We start from the raw sequence: 19,661 nt of genomic DNA, 5'->3' as shown, positions 1-19,661 counted from the left end.
TAAGTAAATTCTTGATAACAAAACCAATTTAGGCATAATCTACTAATAATTATAACAGATTGTAAAGGCTTTCTAATAATAAATTTTTACAAAAATAAGTTTTTACTAAATCATATTGACATATTAAACCAATTATGTGATACTTTGAGCGAGTAGTAAATAATAACTACTGTAATAAATTATTGGAAATAGATTAATGGATTTCCAAGGTCAGCTTGAAACACTTTATATGGATTTTTTTAGGGCAGTTGCGGTACCGTTTTTACCTTATGCTTTTCTAAAATATGCTAAAGGTGGTGTATCTGGAATCGGATTTATTGAACAACTAGGAATTGCTGCTAATTATGTTTTGAAGGCATTAAGTTGCATAAGAAATGATGGCAATGGTAGTTAGTATTCAAAATAAATACGATTCGATTTTATTGGTTAGTAATGAAAACCTTTTCAAATAGAGGGGAGTTAGGAATAACTCTATGAAAGCTCACTAGTACAAGCTGTGTTCATCCTTTGAAAGTTTACAGTGCAGGATCAATTTAAAAGATCAAGTAATTTAATGGGGTGGGGGAATTTTATATGAGTATTAATGTAGCACCCGTTAAAGAAAAAAAGATTATTAATTATAAAAGTTGTTTTGATGTCATTGGTCCGGTAATGATAGGGCCCTCGAGTTCGCACACAGCAGGTGCCTTAGCTATTGGAGCAGTTGCCAATAAATTATTTCAAGGTCTTCCAAAAAAAGTTTTGGTCCGGTACTATGAATCATTTGCCGAAACTCATAAGGGTCACGGAACTGATTTTGCCATTGTTTCTGGTATATTAGGTTTTGCCGCTGATGATAGCAGAGTGCCTGATGCTATTAAAATAGCAGAATCTAAGGGAATTAAGATTGTTTTTATTGAAGAAGTGATTGATAGTCCTGCCGGTCATCCCAATACTGCAGATGTCTATTTGGAGGATGAAAATAGAAGTATTAGAACGATGGGAATTTCGGTCGGCGGCGGTATGATTGAGGTCAAACAGATTGAAATGGACGGGTTTAGATTGAATCTTGAAGGACCATTACCAGTTATACTAGCGATTTCTGAAAAAGATGACCTTGAATTTGGGTTACGCAGGATCCTTAAAGAAAATGATGTGGATATTAATAGTTTTACCAGTTTAAAAGAAGATGGAAAACACCTCTTTGCATTTACATTGGACTCTCAGTTACGTAACGATGTTCAGCAGAAATTGAAGGAACTTAGCAATACAGCTACTATTATTATTCTTTAATATCCTAGGAGGTGAAAAGTTTATGTACATGACCATAAAAGAAATCGTAGATGCAGCTAATAAAAGGCAAAAACCCATTTATGAATTAGCCATTGAGCAGGAAATCCAACAAACTAAATCTACCTATGATGAAGTTTGGAGCAAGATGGAAAAAAATCTACTCACTATGGAAAATGCCATAAATAAAAGTATTGAGGGAGACGGGGTATTTTCTCCGACCGGTTTAACTGGTGGCGATGCTGTTAAAATCAAAAAATATCGCGAACGTGGAAAAACTCTTTCTGGAGATATGATGGTATTTGGGGTCCAGCATGCAATTGGTGTTAATGAAGTAAATGCTTCGTTAGGGGCGATTTGTGCAACTCCAACAGCAGGCGCGAGTGGAACAGTTCCTGGGGTCCTATTCGGTATTAAAGATACGTTGCAGTTAAGTCACGAAGATATGGTGCATTTTCTATTTACCTCTGCTTTATTTGGAATGATAGTAGCCAATAATGCTTGTATTGCTGGAGCGTTTGGAGGATGTCAAGCTGAAGTAGGCAGTGCCTCGGCAATGGCAGCAGCAGCAGCAGTAGAAGTTGCCGGTGGAACACCGCAGCAATCATCGGAAGCCTTCTCAACAGCCCTTCAAAATTTGCTTGGTTTAGTATGTGATCCAGTCGCTGGATTGGTAGAGGTTCCTTGTGTAAAGAGAAACGCTATTGGAACGGCCAATGCCTTAGTTGCAGCGGACATGGCATTAGCCGGCGTAGATAATATCATTAGTGCCGACGAAGTAGTTGAAGCCATGTATAAAATAGGTAGACAAATGCCACGCGAGTTAAGAGAGACAGGTTTAGGAGGAGTGGCAGCTACACCAACAGGTATTGCCATTAAACATAAAATTTTTGGAGAAAAGTAAGAAGAGAAGACAAATATAGAAATAAAGGGATTTATACCCATGCAAATACAATATTTTGCAAACGCCAACAAATACACTAGAATGGTAGATAAACAAATTTCTCAGTGCTAGCGTTGTAATTTAATAATCTCTATTGTCCGAATCTTATAAGTAATTTAATTTTAAAAAAATATCCATATTTATAAGCCTTAGCAGAAAGCTAGGGTATATATAAGGAGGAACCTTATTATGCATGGAAATACAGCAAAAAAACTCGAATTACCAGTTGAAGATCATTCAGTAATACAAGAGAATTTTCCAGATGCGAAGAAATGGCATAAACAAGATACAACCTGGGCTTTGAGCCTTTTTGGAACAGCAATTGGAGCGGGCGTACTTTTTTTACCTATTAATGCAGGATCAGGCGGATTAATATCATTATTGTTAATTACTATACTAGCCTTTCCGGTAATGTACTACTCGCATAGGGCACTTGCTAAAATGATAGCTGCTTCAGATTCTGCTGATGAGGGAATTACAGGTACGATAAGAGAGTATTTTGGAAATAAGGCAAGTATAGCCTTTAACATAGTTTATTTCTTCTCTATTTATACAATCGTGCTGATGTATTCAGTTGCACTTACAAATACAGCAAGTAGTTTTATGGTAAATCAATTGCATATGAACGAACCGCCAAGAGCTATTTTATCACTTGTATTAATTCTCGGTCTTATCGTCATACTAAATTTTGGACAAGATATAACTGTAAAAGTAATGAGCATGCTAGTTTATCCATTTATAGCTTCTCTGTTGTTTATCGCAGTATCTTTAATTCCACAGTGGAATACATCGATTTTTAGTTCTGCAAGTGTTTCTACTGCTTCATCAGGATCCGGATATTTTGGAATTATACTGTTGATATTACCGATTATAGTATTCTCGTTTAACCATTCTCCTATTGTATCGTCATTTGTAATGAAACAGCGGGCAACTTATGGAAAAGATGCGACTGACGCGAAATGTGCCCAAATACAAAAAGTATGTTATATTATGACATTCTCTGTTGTCATGTTCTTCGTTTGGAGCAGTGTCTTGAGCTTAACTCCAAGTGATCTTGCCATGGCAAAGGAACAGAATTTATCAATCCTATCTTATCTTGCGAATGAACTTGGTTCACCTATAATTGCTATTGCAGCGCCTATTATTGCATTCGTGGCCATCACAAAGTCCTTCCTTGGTCATTATGTAGGAGCTTACGAAGTAATGCGTGACATGATTGTGGCATCAGGAAAAGCACGCGGAAAAAGTATTAAAGAAAAAACAATTAAAACTGCAATTCTAGTATTTGTGGTATTAACATGTTGGTTTGTTGCTTATACAAATCCAAGTATTCTAGGATTAATTGATACACTCAGCGGACCCCTAGTTGCTGCTATCTTATGTGTATTACCAATGTATGCAATCCGTAAAGTACCAGTACTAGCTAAATACAGAGGGAAATTGAGCAACGTGTTTGTCATTGTTGTAGGTGTGCTTACGATCCTAGCAAGTATTAAAGTATTCTTCTAAATCACTTTAATGAATGAAAGTTTTAGAAGAGGATTATAAGTTTTAAGCAGTAAAAAGTTAAGAAGTGTTTGATGCTTGAACCTTAGATATGGCTGTATTCCGGGATTTTACGGTATGCAGCTTTTTTATATTCAATGATTCTTATTACTCGAAATTTGTCCCCGGTTGGTTAGGGCTCAGGACTGCTATCAACAATATTTGATGTTAGCAGGGAAATTTGATAGATTAAAGAATTTATATTATTGATGGCTAATAACATTCTTGTTGGGGCTGATATCTCACTAGAGTTCCAGGTATTTGAACATCTGAAATGAAGTTACTTTATCTCCCAAACAAAAAGCTCAACGACATGTGGTATCAACATACGCTTTTGATTGTTTTATAAAGTAGTATTAATGATTTATTTAAACTATTTAGATTATTTAAATATATTTTTAATAGTTTTTTCCTATAGTCATTCTGAAATATTATCTGCTATAATTTTCTTAGGTAAATATTCTCAACTAAGGCGGAAAATTACATGAAAATAGTAGTTAGTGGCTACGGGACAATAGCCCCGAATACAAGGAATATCGATGAATTTCTATTTAATTTACAGCATGGTGTGAACACACTGGAACTAATAGATGGAGAAGGATATAAAGGTGAATCCAATATAGTTGGTTTAATAGATAATGGATTAGAAGAGTTAGAGAAAGATAGGAGAATTAATCGATTGCCTAAAGTGTCTAAATTAGGAATCGTGGCAGGGAAAGAGGCGTTGAAATCAGCAGGGGTAGATTTGGCAGGAAAAAAAGTAGGGGTTTTTTTTGGAACTTCACTTGGTTCCATTACAGAAAGACCCTTCCAGGACTCTGTTATACATATCAATAATGATGAATATAGAAAAGTACCCATTACATTCCCTCACTATGTTAATTATCATAGCATTACCTCATCGATTGCTTACTTTTTAGGTGCAAAAGGTATAACTAGAACCATTACTACCGGCTGTACATCTAGTCTGGAAGCAATTGAATCAGCATTGCTATATTTGAGGTCCGGTAAAATTGATATAGCTATAGTAGGCGGAACGGAAAGCTCCATTGACAGAACGGTCACATATGCATTTTCTAGAACACGAGTGTTGCCATTGGACCAAGAAATGAAAGATGGAGCTGTACCTTTCCAAGAAGATAGTAAAGGGTTTGCAATAGCGGAAGCTGCCGGTGCCATTGTATTAGAAAGAGAAGAAGATGCACTTCTTCGCGGAGCCTCTATTAAAGGAGAATTCGTAGACGCTATCTCGAATAATGATGGAATTTACATTTATAGCACAGATGAAACTGGGGAAGAAATGGTCAATGTGTTAAAAGAAATCACAAATGGACGTTCCCCAGATTATATCAACAGTCAGGCGCTAGGGATTCAAATAAATGATCGTATAGAGGAAAGGTGCTCAAGGGAATTATTCAATCATCAAACGCCTTACACCTCAATAAAGAGTATGTTCGGAAATCCTCTTGCGGCCAGTGGAATCTTACAAGTTATATCTTCACTATTGAGTGTGGAACATAATTTTATCCCACCAACCATAAGAACAACCAAAAAAGGTTATGAAGATATGAATATTGTAACCGAAACAAAATATCAGGAAATTAACGAAGTAGCTGTTACTAATCATGGACACGGTGGAAATAACGCTTGTGCTTATATCCAAAAATATAGACCAAATCATTCAGCAATGGAGCGCGAAAATACATGATTATCGGATTGTTAGTATGTAGCATTGGTTTAAGTCCTTTACTTGTTTCTTTTGTTATTAAAAGTATGTATAACAATTCAAGTTTGTCATCAGGTCTTTTTTTATACTTGTCCTTTATTACCATTTGGCAACTTGATATTGGAAGTCTATATTTTTTAGATACTTTCTCTGAAAGTACCATTCTATGGCTTTTTAAGGTTCTGCGCATAGGGCCAACTTTTGGAGTGCCCATTGTTCTCTATTTAGCATACAAAATCATAAAGGATCAGCCAACCATGTTAAAAGAGACTGATTGGTTGTTGAGAGTTTCTCGGGTGCTGCTTACTAAAAAGTCTCTCATTTTCTTTACTATTTGGAGTGGAGTTTTATATGTTATCAACCTAACAAATTTAGGGATTAGTGGGTTAACTGTAGAGAAGGCTGCTTCTTCCAGTTTTTATTATCCGGTATATGGGCCTTTAGGTTGGATATTCATTGCCCATATGTTTGGTTTTATTATCTTCGTATTCCTAGTCTTTTTGATTTCGAGGAAAATCTCTAACCCGAGCTTTAGAAACCTTTTAACAGCCATATCGTTAGCTTCCATTTGGCTAATCATACTCGGTTTATTTAATTTTTCTCCAGCTATGGGTGCCATAACGAGTAGTATTGGAGTCATTATATTCTCCATTTCGATTTTTCATTTTTATGTTAAGTTGAACACCAGTCTAAAAGAGAGTTACTATGATTTGATGGAACGACAAAAGAAGCTGGACTATACTGGGAATCTGGCAGGGAGTTTAATCCATGAAGTGAAAAACACCAACCAAATCATCAAGAGTTTTTCTAATCTTCTTAGTCTTAGTGGTGACTTAAATGACACAGATAAGAGAACGTTGGATATGATTCAAAAGTCTTCAGATCATTTAGGTAAACTGACCAATAATTATAAGGATTACATGAAGTCATCCAATCTAGTTCTGAAAAAGGAAAACTTAATGGAAGTTATTGAAGAATCCATTAACCTATCTTCTGAAATGTTGCGTACAAAACAGGTAGACATTGAATTTCAGAACAAATATCAACCATTAATTACCTATGTAAATAGAACGAATTTAGAGCAAGTTTTCATTAACTTAATCAAGAATAGTGTAGAGGCTATGCCAGAAGATCGAGCGAATAAGAAAATAATGATAACAACAGAATTAAAAAATGAACTAATTCTAATTCATTTCATTGATACCGGAAAAGGAATTCCACCAGCTAATTGGGAAAGTGTATTTGATCCCTTTATATCAATAGATAAGCGGGGAATGGGTTTGGGATTACCTTTTGTTAAGAAAACGATAATAGAGCATTTGGGTACCATTTCGATTACCGAAAGCTGTCCTGAAGGAACTCACTTTATCATCGAATTACCACAGAACGGTATATTGGATATGATGGGCAAAGGCAATGCATAAATAGGCAATGTTTTAACAGCAATCCTTACTAGGGTTGCTGTTTTTGATACACGACAACAAAATACAAAAAGGTTAATTATAAAAATATTATGTAAACTCCAAACATTTAAATTAAATTGTTTGAAATATATAGATGTAGGAGGATAATGGAAAAAAGGAGGATGAGAAAATGAATATCGTATTCTATGACACGATTAAACCTTTTAAGGACAAAGTCGAACCTATTCTTTTAAAGGAAGAAGTGAAGCATAATGTCATCCTGGGATTGGTGAATAAATTGATCCAAAATCCATCAGATACTATAAAACTTTTCATATGTACAGTGGAGGTAAAGGATCAGACTGTCCTGATTTTTTTACGAACTCATCCACATAATCTGCTTATTGCAGGCGATCCAAACCAAAAAGAAGCTATTTCCTTTGCTGTAAATAAATTTGTTGAAGAAGGGTTCATGTTTCCAGGGATAACAGGCGAAAAGCAATTAGCGCATTTATTTGCTGATGAATGGAAGTGTGTAACGGGAATTGAGGGCTCTATTGGCGTGGAACAGGGAATCTATAAACTGACAAAACTGAATTCTGTTCAAATCACAAAAGGGTATTTACGTATGGCAGGCCATGAAGATGCTCCCTTAGTAGCTGATTGGATTAAAAAGTTCACTAAATATACGGTTGATAATCTCACTTACGAAGATTGTCAGGCAAGGGCAAATGATTATATCAAGGAGAAGTCCTTACATTTATGGATTGATCAGAACAGACCGGTATCGATGGTGAAGTGGGCTCGGCCAACGCAAAATGGAATTGTAGTCTCGCTGGTTTATACTCCCGATGAAGAGAGAGGGAAGGGGTATGCGAGCTCGGCCGTTCACACTTTTTCGAAACAACTTCTTGAAAACTATTTATTTTGCAGTTTATATACGGATTTATCAAATCCAACTTTAAATTCAATTTATCAAAAAATTGGCTATGAATGGGTATGTGAATCCAGCATGATTCAATTTGGAATTAATCAGAAAGGAGAGTTGGTTATATAATCAATTCTCTTTTTTTGCTATTTCATAATAGCTGATTTTTTAGAAAGTTTTGATTTTCTCGTAAATTAAGTGCAAACCTTTGGGTATATTCACCAAAACATGGTAGAATAATGTCGGAAATGTTTTATCCTTCCGACTCTTTCGATAACATTATTATTATATATTATTCAGTCGCAGGATTAAGGCAAAACAATGTTTAACAGGGGGATTTCATAATGAAACTTGATACACCTGTAACAAACCCTTGGCTAGAGTTTCAGGGGCCAAACTTGGGTTACGTCCAGGAAATGTACGAAGTTTTTTTACAGGACCCAGAGCAAGTGGATCCGGATTTGGTGAGATTATTTGAAGAATGGGGACCTCCAAGATTAGAGGAAACCGAACAAACAAGGGGTAATCAAAGTAAGGAAGTTTCAGACGGTCAGTTCACAGCAAAAATGATGTATAAAGTATCGCAGGCTATCAAATTGGCTGAGGATATTCGAATAAACGGACATTTGGCCGCTGATATTTATCCATTGTACAGTAAGGTAAAGAAAGATATTAATTTAGGATTGGGTAAATATGATTTAACGACTGATGATTTGAAAGCGATGCCAGCTTCCTTAATCAGTGATGTTTTGCCTGCAAACATTCAAAATGGCCATGAAGCCATCGAATATTTAAAAGTTTTATATACGAGAACGATTGCTTTTGAATTCGATCATATCCATGACATGGAAGAGAAAAAGTGGCTTACACAAATGGTTGAACAAACAGCCTCCGGTTTTGCAATCTCGGCAGCTAAAAAGAAAAATTTGTTGAAGCGCTTAACTGAAGTGGATGGATTTGAGCGATTCTTACATAAAACCTTTGTTGGACAGAAGAGATTTTCAATTGAAGGTGTAGATTCTTTAGTTCCACTTCTTGATGAATTAGTTTCAAGATCCGTTCGCGGCGGAACTAATTCTATTAATATCGGAATGGCACATAGAGGCAGATTGAATGTACTGGCTCATGTGCTGGGTAAACCGTACAAAAAAATATTCTCTGAGTTTCAGCATGCTCCAGATAAAAAGTTGGTGCCATCTGAAGGATCCATTGGTGTTACATTTGGATGGACTGGCGATGTGAAATACCACTTAGGCGCAGATCGTAAAATTAAAGAAGAGAATACAAGAGAAGCGGTTATAACGTTAGCAAATAATCCGAGTCACTTGGAATTTGTTAATCCCATCGTAAATGGATATACAAGGGCTGTACAGGATGACAGAAGCCAAAAAGGATTTCCTGTACAGGATTCGAATTCCAGTATGTCAATTATTATTCATGGAGATGCAGCATTCCCAGGTCAGGGAATTGTGGCGGAAACCTTGAATTTAAGTCGCCTTAATGGGTATCAAACAGGAGGCACCGTTCATATTATCGCGAACAATATGATTGGATTTACAACAGAAAGCCGGGATTCCCGATCCACTCGATACTCAAGTGATCTGGCGAAGGGATATGAAATCCCGATTATCCATGTCAATGCGGATGATCCAGAGGCTGTATTAGCAGCAGCTTATGTAGCTATTTTATATCGTCAAAATTTCAAAAAAGACTTTTTAATAGATTTAATTGGATACAGACGTTATGGCCATAACGAAATGGACGAGCCAATGACAACCAATCCGGCCATGTACAAGATGGTGCATGAGCATCCAACACCTAGAGAGGTGTATGCAAAGAGACTAGTCGATGAAGGACTTGTAACGGAAGAAGAGGTCGCTCGTCTGGATCAGGAACATTTTGATATGTTGAAAGAGTATTATAATCAAGTGGGTGAAAAGGAAGATTCTCCGCTTGAAGCAGCTGATGTTCCAAAAATTATTGAATCCGGGATTCCGAATGTAGATACAAAAGTAGAGCTTGACGTATTAAAGCAAATAAATGCGGAGCTTTTAAAACGACCTGAGAACTTCAAGGTATTTAATAAACTGGATAAAATCCTTATGAGAAGACAGAATGCTTTGGAAGAAGGAAATAAGGTAGACTGGGCTTTGGCTGAAACGTTAGCATTTGCAACTATCTTACAGGATGGTACACCGGTTCGCCTTACTGGACAGGATTCCGAGCGCGGTACATTTGCTCATAGAAACATTGTTTTACATGACAGTGAAACCGGAGAAACCTATTCACCGTTACATGGACTTGAAGGGGCAAAAGCTTCCTTTGCGGTTCATAACAGTCCGTTGTCCGAAGCAGCTGTGATTGGATTTGAATATGGATACAATGTTCAATCCCCGGATACGCTCGTTTTATGGGAAGCCCAATATGGTGATTTTGCCAACACTGCGCAAGTATTATTTGATCAATTTATTGCTGCTGGGAGAGCGAAATGGGGCCAAAAATCTGGCTTAGTCATGCTATTGCCTCATGGTTATGAAGGCCAGGGACCGGAACACTCCAGTGCACGTTTAGAGCGCTATTTATCATTGGCAGCGGAGAATAACTGGACTGTAGCTAATTTAAGTTCAGCAGCTCAATACTTCCATATTTTAAGAAGACAAGCAGCTATTTTAGGAAAAGAAGAAGTACGCCCACTGGTATTAATGACGCCAAAGAGCTTGCTGAGAAATCCGACTGTTGCGAGTACTGCTGAAGAACTGAGTGACGGTGAATTCAAGTCCTTTATTGAACAGCCAGGCTTAGGAACAAAAAAAGACAGTGTGGAAAGAATCGTTTGTTGTACAGGTAAAATGGCAATTGATTTATCTCAGGCTATTGAAGCTCAAGAAAATCTTGATTGGCTTCATATTGTGAGAATTGAAGAAATCTATCCATTCCCACTTAAAGGGGTTCAAGAATTATTTGCATCCTACCCGAATCTAAAAGAGATTGCATGGGTACAGGAAGAGCCTAAAAATATGGGCGCGTGGAATTTCGTTGAGCCACGTTTAAGAATAGCAGCACCAGAAGGGGTTAAAGTTGAGTACATCGGCAGAAGAAGACGATCCAGTCCTGCAGAGGGAGATCCAACCATTCATAAACAAGGACAAAATCGTATTATTAACAGCGCATTAACTCGCGAATAGAGGAGGAAATATAGAGATGGCAGAGGTAAAAGTACCAGAATTAGCGGAATCAATTACAGAGGGAACAATTGCACAATGGCTTAAACAACCGGGTGAAAAGGTTGAAAAAGGTGAATATATCGTTGAGCTTGAAACAGATAAAGTAAATGTTGAAATCATCTCCGACTATGAAGGAGTTTTGACAGAGCAATTAAAAGAAGAGGGAGATACGGTTCTTGTTGGGGAAGCAATTGCGATGGTAGATGCTGATGGAGCGCCTGCACAGAGTGAAAAACAAGAACCTGTTGCAAAAGAACAAGTAAAAGAAGAGCCAAAAGCAGCACCTGCTCCTGAACCAAAAGAAGAAGAGAAAAAAGGAAATAAAACAGTTGCTTCTCCGGCTGCACGTAAATTAGCAAGAGAAAAAGGAATCGATTTGGATGAAATCCCTACAGTAGATCCACTTGGAAGAGTGCGCAAGCAGGATGTAGAATCCTACAATGGTCATGCACAAGCCAGCGCGCCTGCATCTAAGCCTTCAAAACCGGAAGCTAAAAAAGCAGCATCAGCACCGGCTCAGGTATCTGGTAAACCGGAAGAACGTGTGAAAATGTCACGCAGACGCCAAACAATCGCGAAACGTTTGGTTGAGGTTCAACACAATACAGCGATGCTGACTACATTTAACGAAGTAGATATGACGAATATCATGAACCTTCGTAATAAACGTAAGGATGCATTCCAAAAAGAAAATGATGTGAAATTAGGGTTTATGTCCTTCTTTACAAAAGCCGTGGTTGGTTCACTTAAGAAGTATCCACTGTTAAATGCAGAAATCCAAGGTGATGAGCTGCTTATCAAAAAATACTATGATATCGGTGTAGCAGTATCTGCTCCAGAAGGCTTAGTAGTCCCTGTTGTCAGAGATGCGGATCGTATGAACTTTGCTGAAATTGAAAAAGAAATAGGTAGCTTGGCTAAAAAAGCACGTGATAATAAATTGGCCCTATCAGATTTACAGGGTGGAACCTTTACTATCACAAATGGCGGTGTTTTCGGTTCCTTAATGTCAACACCTATTTTAAATGGAACACAAGTAGGTATTCTTGGAATGCACGGTATTAAAAAGCGTCCGATTGCTGTTGAGGATGACAAAATTGAAGTTCGCCCAATGATGTATATCGCATTATCTTACGATCACCGTATTGTCGACGGAGCAGAAGCAGTTAGCTTCCTAGCGAATGTGAAAAAATTAATCGAAGACCCTGAATCTTTATTGCTTGAGGGATGATTGTTTAACTAACAAAATAAATTAATAATTAATGTTGTATCATACAAATGATATTTACTTAAAGAGTGCCAGTTCTTACTGAATTGGCACTCTTTTTTTGAAAATCGTATAAACTACACCCTTCTATCAAGCCTTTGTATTGTAATTAGAGGATAGGAAAACGCAATAATACTTAAAGTTGCTTGTTTCTAATAGATAAATTAATACAAAATCTATGAGAGATATGATCCCTTTCATTAACATATAGTCATTTTTCACTTTGTCTGACTAAAAATGCATCATTTTACCTATATTTAACTGAATAGATTGACAATTCAAAAGAGTTAATTTAATATTAACAACAACTTAAACATAATAATGCGTTGATGAAGAGTAGTAGCATTTGAAGGAGTTTTAGAGAGCCGATGGGTGGTGGGAATCGGTACGATTTCATTTGTGAATGGACTTCGGAGTTGCCGAGCAGAACGTGAGTTATTCAGTATGCTTTGGTCGATTTAGCCAATCGTTAAAATAGGCTGACAGTTATTTCCATAGTCTGTCATAAAGTGGATTGCTGAATTCAGCAATCAATTAAGGTGGTACCGCGGGTCTCTCGTCCTTTTTTCAAGGATGTGAGGCCCTTTTTGTATGGGATAAAATTGAATAAATAAAACGTTAAGAAAGAGGAGTAGCATAAAAACATTGCACTACAGAGAGCCGGAGTGGGTGAGAACCGGTATGCAGGCTTTATGTGAATGGGCTTTCGAGTGATTCCCTGAAAGATTAGTAGGGGAATACGGGATTCCGCCGTTAAAAGGATAGGATATTAAATGATGGATTCCTTCCTCATCGTATCTGAAAGAGATCCAACGGGGGTGGCACCACGATTATACGTCCTCCATAAGCAATTTATTTGCTTATGGGGGATTTTTTTATTTTCAGGGGGGATTAGATTGAGGAAACCTAACATAATTAGGCAACGACTGAAAGCCGAGGAAAAGAACAAACTTAGAAATATAGAAGACATTGCTAAGTCTTATAAAGCTGTGCTTGAATTTCCATCTCCGAGCGGTGGCAGGACAAAAATTGTTGCCTTTAACCTATATGCAGAAATCATGACGAGTATAGATGGTACGTTCTTTAAAAAAGGTCAAATGAAAAAGAAAGTGAATAATCCGCATGAGTTTATAAAAGCGTCCCTTGCAATCGATGATGCCCTTTATCCTGATCTGCCATTTATAGGAGGTTCCATTGGATTTGCCGGTTATTCGTACAGTTTTCTCTTTGAAGAAATAGATTCGCCGGAAATGAATCCGGTTGGTATTCCGGATTTTCATTTTCTCTATCACACAGATTATTTTATTTACAGCGGTGATGATTTCTCCGAATGCAGCCACCTCCATTTAGACTATGAAGGTGAACGATCAGAGGAAGAATTGGCTAAAAACATGAAGTACTTTCGGGAAAAACTATCCACATATAGCCAGGCTTCTGGAAATGAAATGTATTTGATTCACGGAATTAAAAGCAATACGAATCAGGAGAAATTTATTGATACGGTTAATGAATTAAAATCCAGAATACGGAACGGCGATATATTCCAGGCTGTCTTGTCGCAGCGATGGACCGGTTCATTTAGGGGAGACCCGGAAGATTATTATGGGAAGTTAAAGCAAGAGCATCCTGATACATTCCAGTTTCATATTAATTTTGGCTCCTATCACATTGTGGGTTGCTCTCCTGAACGATTGATTGCGATCGATCAGGGCGTTATTCACTCTAATCCGATAGCTGGTACAAGACGAAGAGGCTCTACTCTTCAAGAAGACGAAGAACAGATTGCCAGTTTAATAGCGGATGAAAAAGAGAAGGCAGAACATGTCATGCTGGTGGATCTTGCTAGAAATGATTTGGGGAAGATTTGTAAGCCGGAAAGCTTAAATATTAAACGGTTTATGGAGATTGAATCATTTAAAAATGTAATCCATCTTGTTTCAGAAATTACAGGCCAATTAAACGAAGCGATTCATCCAATGGACGCAATTAAAGCCTGTTTGCCGGCTGGAACCGTATCGGGCGCGCCAAAGATAAGAGCGATGCAGTTAATCTCAGAGGCTGAACAGGAAAGAAGAGGGGCTTACGGCGGCGGTGTTGGTTTTATCTCCTATGGTGGTGAATTGGACCTGGCCTTAGCAATCCGAATGATGGTAATTAAAGATCAACAAATTCATTTCCAGGCTGGCGCTGGTATTGTCTATGATTCCATTCCGGAAAATGAATGGTATGAAACACTTCATAAAGTTGGATTTAAGGAGGATGGGATAAATGATTTTACTTATCGATAATTTTGATTCCTTTACGTATAACCTCTATCAGCTTTTATTAGAACTGGGGGAAGAGGTACTGATTAAACGAAATAACGCCCTTACGATTCAAGAAATAAAAGATTTATCACCAACATCAATTGTCTTATCACCCGGACCTGGTCGGCCTGAAGAGAGTGGGATATGTAAAGAAATGATTAAAGCTTTTTATAGCCATATTCCTATTTTAGGCGTTTGTCTAGGGCATCAGGCCATTGGCCAGGTGTTTGGTGCTACGGTAAGTCGAGCTGGAAAGATCAAACATGGTAAATCATCAAAGATCATCCATACAGGAGATGAAATTTTTAAGGGTACACCTCAAGGGTTTCAGGCAATGAGATACCATTCTCTAATTATAAAAGAAGAGACATTGCCAAATGAGTTTAAGATTATAGCAACTTCAGAGGATGATGACGAGATTATGGCCATTCGTCATAAGCAGTATCCCTTATACGGCGTTCAATTCCATCCTGAATCAATAGGAACGCCCTATGGAAAAACAATAATTACTAATTTTCTTAATAGTACTGTGAAGGAAGCAGTCTTGCATGAATGAGTATCTTTTCAAATTAAGTAAAGGAAAGAGTTTATCAGAGGGAGAAATGACAGATGCTGCAAAACAAATGTTAAGTCCAACTGTTTCTGAAGCGGAATTGGCTGCATTTTTGATGGCTATTGGATTGAAGGGATACGGGAGTAAGGAACTGTATATTATCGCAGAAATGATTCGAAAGGAATCGACACATCAGCTAGGAACTATCCCGGAAGCCATGGATAATTGTGGTACCGGAGGCGATCGCAGCAATAGCTTTAATATCAGTACGGCATCAGCATTTGTTTTGGCAAGTGCCGGAATCAAAATGGTGAAGCACGGAAACAAAAATATGACGAGTCAATCCGGCAGCATGGATGTGCTGAACGCATTGGGCATTAATACGATTAATCAAAAGGAAGAAGCCAGGAAAGCTATTCATCAAGCTAACTTAGTATTTTTGAATGCTGGACATATCCACCCAAAATTAAAAAGAATCGCTGCAGTTCGGAAGCAATTGGGTATTCCTACGATTTTCAATGCAATCGGACCCTTAACAAACCCAGTCCATTTAACCTATCAAATGGTTGGTGTGTATGATGTAAAACTATTAAAGCTGTATGGAGAAGTATTGTTGAAGGCTGGGAGAAAAAAGGCTGCCATTATCCATGGAGCGGGTAATATGGATGAAGCTTCATTGTCTGGCGAAAACAAGCTATATTTTGTTCAGAGTGGTCTAATAACAGAAGAAGCCATCCATCCCAATGACGTTGGATTGAAAGTATCGGACAATAGCCGTTTGACCGGTGGTGAGCCGTCTGAAAATGCAAAAAAAATGATTGGTATCTTCTGTGGGGAAAAGAATCCATGTCGTGATGCCGTCCTTCTAAATGCAGGAATTGGTTTATTTGTATCAGGGAAAGTTTCTACGATCCAGGAAGGAGTCATGTATGCGGCTGAATTAATTGATTCAGGTGCTGTCTATCGGAAATTACTTGAAGTTAGGGGACCGGTTCAAACGAAAGGGGCCAATGATATATGCCAACCTATTTAATGAATATCGTGGAGCACAAGAGGAGAGAGTTAAGCAAATCAACCGCAATTGAATTGTCAAATGACATCAAACGAATGCAGGTAAGAGATACTTTTGCTGAACGAATCAGAAGTCAGTCTACCCTTGGTGTGATTGCAGAATTTAAACGGTCATCTCCATCAAAAGGAATCATTCAATCTTTGGCCGACCCAATAGAGGTAGCTAATCAATATAAGGAAGGCGGCGCTGACGGCATATCTGTTTTAACGGATAAAGAATATTTTAATGGAAGCTTTGAAGATTTACAGGTTGTAAGCAGTCATATAGATCTGTCAGTCTTATGCAAGGATTTTATATTGGAAGAATCTCAGATTAATCAAGCCTTTTTATCGGGGGCAAGTATAGTCCTGTTGATTGTAAGAATTTTATCACCTGGAAAATTAAAAGCATTGTATGAGTATGCTCTCCATCTACATTTGGAAGTTTTACTGGAAGTGCATGATGAGGAGGATTTAATGGCAGCTCTGTCCCTTAAACCGCAATTGATTGGTATAAATAATCGAAATCTTCAAACATTTAACACAGATTTAGCTGTTACTGAAAATTTAATCAAATTGATTGACGATCCGTCGACTATTGTCATTAGTGAAAGTGGAATCAAGAATGTTAATGATTGTTTACGTGTTGCCAATGCAGGCGTGGATGCAATCCTAATTGGGGAGGCATTGATGAAGCATCAAGATCCCGCTCAATTTGTAAAAGAAATCAAGAAAATTGAAAGAAGGTACAGTCGGTGAAGGTGAAAATCTGTGGAATACAAACCGTCGAGCATGCATTAGCAGCTGAAAAAGCAGGTGCGGATGCCCTTGGATTTATGTTCGCCGAAAGCAAGCGAAGAATTATTCCTGAGAAGGCCAAACCAATCATCTCCAAACTGGAAGGTGAAATCTGGAAGGTCGGTGTCTTTGTTAATGAAGAGGTAGAAACGGTGAAACAAGTGGCACGATATTGTGGATTGACAGCCATTCAGCTTCATGGAGAAGAAAAGCCGGCAGACTATTTGGAGGTTGGATTGCCGATCATTAAATCGCTAGGAATTAAGCCTGCTCAGGCAGACTTAGATGTTGGTGATGTTAAGCATGCTGATTATATTTTATTGGATGCTGAAGCACGGGAATATAGAGGTGGAAACGGAGTGGCATTTGATTGGGAAAAGGTTAGAGGACTAGGAGCTAAATATCCTACTATCATTTTAGCGGGAGGCTTGAATTCTGAAAATGTAAGAGTTGCGATTGAGGTTGTAAATCCGTTTATGGTTGATGTGAGCAGTGGTGTTGAGGTAAATGGGAGAAAAAATACGAGAAAAATCTTTGAATTTATAAAAATGGCAAAAGAGGGGGAAATCAAGTGAATCAAATAAAAGAATATCCAGATAAAACTGGCCGATATGGGGAATATGGAGGAAGATTTGTACCGGAAACATTAATGCCGGCTTTGTTCGAATTGGAGGAAGCCTATAAAACGATTGCGCAGGAAGAGTCATTTATTACTGAATATCAATTACTTTTGAAGGATTATGTAGGAAGAGAGACTCCGTTATACTATGCGGAAAATTTGACCGAACATTTAGGTGGTGCGCGGATTTACCTTAAAAGGGAGGATTTAAATCATACCGGGGCTCACAAAATTAATAATACACTTGGTCAGGCCCTGCTTGCCAAAGTAATGGGCAAAACAAGAATTGTTGCGGAAACAGGTGCCGGCCAGCATGGAGTCGCGACTGCTTCAGCCTGTGCCTTGCTTGGTTTGGAAGCAGTAATCTTTATGGGTGAAAAAGATGTGAAGAGGCAAAAACCGAATGTATTGAAAATGGAATTGTTGGGTGCAAAGGTAGTGCCTGTACAACAAGGAAGCTGTTCACTGAAGGATGCCGTAAATGAAGCTTTACGTTACTGGGTCGGTCATATTGAGGATACACATTATTTATTGGGATCTGTGATGGGACCCCATCCTTTCCCGCAAATTGTACGAGATTTCCAGAGTGTAATAGGTCGGGAAACCAGGGAGCAATTCTTAGCTTTACACAATCGATTGCCAGATGAAATTATTGCCTGTATCGGCGGTGGCAGTAACGCGATGGGGATGTTTTACGAATTTTTAGAGGATGAACAGGTTACTTTAGTAGGCGTGGAAGCGGCTGGCCATGGGTTAGATACAAATGAGCATGCAGCATCCCTTTCAAAAGGAGAAAAGGGGATTCTGCATGGCGCACTCATGTATCTCCTGCAGGATAAAGCTGGACAGATAGAGGAAGCTCATTCTATATCGGCTGGACTAGATTATCCGGGAGTCGGACCGGAGCACTGCTTTCTGAAGGACGAGGGAAGAGTTGAATATATATCTATTCGAGATGATGAGGCATTAGAGGCATTTAAGCTGTTAACAAGAAAGGAAGGAATTATACCTGCGCTCGAAAGCTCGCATGCGATAGCGGAAGCAGTCAAAAGGGCACCTAATATGGGGAAAGATCAGTCTATTGTGATTTGTTTATCTGGGAGAGGAGATAAAGATATGGATACCGTCATGAATGTAGTTGGAGGTGCGGAGCATGCCTAATAAGCTAGTAGATTGTTTTTCAGAGGCTAAAAAGAGTGAAAAAAAAGGGTTTATCCCCTATATTATGGGCGGTGATGGAGGGCTTGATCAGCTTGTTCCGACTATAAAGTACTTTGAAAGATTAGAGGCTTCCGCCATAGAAATTGGAATTCCATTTTCTGACCCAGTAGCTGACGGACCTAGCATTCAGGAAGCAGGTTTACGTGCCCTGGAACAGGATATTACTTTGGAGGATATATTAAATGAATTAAAGAATACTGAGGAAATTATTGAAATTCCGTTAATAATGATGACGTATGCAAATCCTGTTTTACGCCTTGGGATTTCAAAATTTGCTGCCAAGTGCAGAGAAGCCTCCATTAGTGCCTGTATCATTCCAGATGTTCCCCTGGAGGAAGAGCAGATGTTTAAGAAAGAGCTCAGTAATGAAGGGATTGTGTTAATTAGACTCATACCTTTAACGGCAAATCCAACTCGAATGGCAAAGCTTTGTGATGGAGCGGAAGGTTTTATTTATGCAGTAACGGTAAATGGGACAACAGGAGAACAGGCACAGTTGAATGATGAAGCCTTTAAAGAACAAATCCTACAACTTAAGCAGAATACGGATTGTCCAATCTATGCGGGATTTGGAATATCCAATGCAAAGACGGCCAATCAATTGTATGACTATTGTGATGGAATTATTGTAGGGAGTAAGGTTGTAAGTTTACTGCATCAAAAGGGCCATAAGGAATTGGAGTCCTTTGTTAAAGAATTGATTAGAAATAAGGCAAAACAAACAACCAGCTAACAATTTGTATGTTATCAGTCCAATAAGCCGTTTCACTTCTGTTTTTTTTCAGGAAAGATAGGGTATAAAGGATAGC

16 protein-coding genes and 2 other annotated features are annotated in these 19,661 nt (G+C 38.2%); all 16 genes read left to right on the top strand.

Going from position 1 to position 19,661, the window contains the following annotated elements:
• Positions 1-196: 196 nt before the first annotated feature.
• Positions 197-394, top strand: a complete 198-nt coding sequence (locus F7984_RS10705) for a hypothetical protein (RefSeq protein WP_140461558.1) — start codon at positions 197-199, stop codon at positions 392-394.
• A 179-nt stretch (positions 395-573) separates the two neighbouring features.
• Positions 574-1,272 (top strand): L-serine ammonia-lyase, iron-sulfur-dependent subunit beta, encoded by a 699-nt coding sequence (sdaAB, locus tag F7984_RS10700; protein ID WP_140461557.1) that lies wholly within the window; start codon positions 574-576, stop codon positions 1,270-1,272.
• 22 nt (positions 1,273-1,294) lie between these two features.
• The gene (sdaAA, locus tag F7984_RS10695; RefSeq protein ID WP_139891823.1) at positions 1,295-2,173 is read left to right on the top strand and encodes an L-serine ammonia-lyase, iron-sulfur-dependent, subunit alpha; all 879 of its coding nucleotides are present in this window, start codon (positions 1,295-1,297) and stop codon (positions 2,171-2,173) included.
• Positions 2,174-2,401: 228 nt separating this feature from the next.
• Positions 2,402-3,721, top strand: coding sequence for an aromatic amino acid transport family protein (locus F7984_RS10690; protein WP_140461556.1), 1,320 nt, complete (start codon positions 2,402-2,404; stop codon positions 3,719-3,721).
• 520 nt (positions 3,722-4,241) lie between these two features.
• The gene (locus F7984_RS10685) at positions 4,242-5,465 is read left to right on the top strand and encodes a beta-ketoacyl-[acyl-carrier-protein] synthase family protein (protein WP_066107015.1); all 1,224 of its coding nucleotides are present in this window, start codon (positions 4,242-4,244) and stop codon (positions 5,463-5,465) included.
• A complete protein-coding gene (locus F7984_RS10680; RefSeq protein WP_225983578.1) occupies positions 5,462-6,907 on the top strand; it encodes a sensor histidine kinase in 1,446 nt (481 codons plus the stop codon). The genes F7984_RS10685 and F7984_RS10680 overlap by 4 nt, the downstream gene beginning before the upstream one ends.
• Before the next feature lie 169 nt (positions 6,908-7,076).
• On the top strand, positions 7,077-7,943 hold the full coding sequence (locus tag F7984_RS10675; RefSeq protein ID WP_140461555.1) for a GNAT family N-acetyltransferase: 867 nt from the start codon (positions 7,077-7,079) through the stop codon (positions 7,941-7,943).
• Between the two features lie 215 nt (positions 7,944-8,158).
• On the top strand, positions 8,159-10,999 hold the full coding sequence (sucA, locus tag F7984_RS10670) for a 2-oxoglutarate dehydrogenase E1 component (protein ID WP_066107008.1): 2,841 nt from the start codon (positions 8,159-8,161) through the stop codon (positions 10,997-10,999).
• A gap of 16 nt (positions 11,000-11,015) precedes the next feature.
• Positions 11,016-12,269, top strand: coding sequence for a 2-oxoglutarate dehydrogenase complex dihydrolipoyllysine-residue succinyltransferase (gene odhB, locus F7984_RS10665; RefSeq protein WP_066107005.1), 1,254 nt, complete (start codon positions 11,016-11,018; stop codon positions 12,267-12,269).
• A gap of 353 nt (positions 12,270-12,622) precedes the next feature.
• Positions 12,623-12,872: a binding site (T-box leader), on the top strand.
• 42 nt (positions 12,873-12,914) lie between these two features.
• Positions 12,915-13,150: a binding site (T-box leader), on the top strand.
• Positions 13,151-13,201: 51 nt separating this feature from the next.
• Positions 13,202-14,593, top strand: a complete 1,392-nt coding sequence (locus F7984_RS10660; RefSeq protein WP_175354298.1) for an anthranilate synthase component I family protein — start codon at positions 13,202-13,204, stop codon at positions 14,591-14,593.
• Positions 14,574-15,167, top strand: a complete 594-nt coding sequence (locus F7984_RS10655) for an anthranilate synthase component II (protein ID WP_066107002.1) — start codon at positions 14,574-14,576, stop codon at positions 15,165-15,167. Before F7984_RS10660 ends, F7984_RS10655 begins: the two co-directional genes overlap by 20 nt.
• Positions 15,160-16,197, top strand: coding sequence for an anthranilate phosphoribosyltransferase (gene trpD / locus F7984_RS10650; RefSeq protein ID WP_066106999.1), 1,038 nt, complete (start codon positions 15,160-15,162; stop codon positions 16,195-16,197). Before F7984_RS10655 ends, trpD begins: the two co-directional genes overlap by 8 nt.
• Complete coding sequence (trpC, locus tag F7984_RS10645) at positions 16,182-16,973, top strand: indole-3-glycerol phosphate synthase TrpC (protein ID WP_066106995.1); 792 nt, start codon at positions 16,182-16,184, stop codon at positions 16,971-16,973. Before trpD ends, trpC begins: the two co-directional genes overlap by 16 nt.
• On the top strand, positions 16,970-17,587 hold the full coding sequence (locus tag F7984_RS10640) for a phosphoribosylanthranilate isomerase (RefSeq protein WP_066106992.1): 618 nt from the start codon (positions 16,970-16,972) through the stop codon (positions 17,585-17,587). Before trpC ends, F7984_RS10640 begins: the two co-directional genes overlap by 4 nt.
• 5 nt (positions 17,588-17,592) lie before the next feature.
• Positions 17,593-18,792, top strand: coding sequence for a tryptophan synthase subunit beta (gene trpB, locus F7984_RS10635; protein ID WP_066107807.1), 1,200 nt, complete (start codon positions 17,593-17,595; stop codon positions 18,790-18,792).
• Positions 18,785-19,585: a tryptophan synthase subunit alpha gene (trpA, locus tag F7984_RS10630; RefSeq protein WP_066106989.1), complete on the top strand. Its 801-nt coding sequence runs from the start codon at positions 18,785-18,787 to the stop codon at positions 19,583-19,585. The genes trpB and trpA overlap by 8 nt, the downstream gene beginning before the upstream one ends.
• Positions 19,586-19,661 lie beyond the last annotated feature (76 nt).

The sequence above is a fragment of the Pradoshia sp. D12 genome (assembly GCF_008935075.1).
Taxonomy (GTDB): Bacteria; Bacillota; Bacilli; order Bacillales; family Pradoshiaceae; genus Pradoshia.
This window is presented reverse-complemented; position numbering and strand designations above follow the sequence as displayed.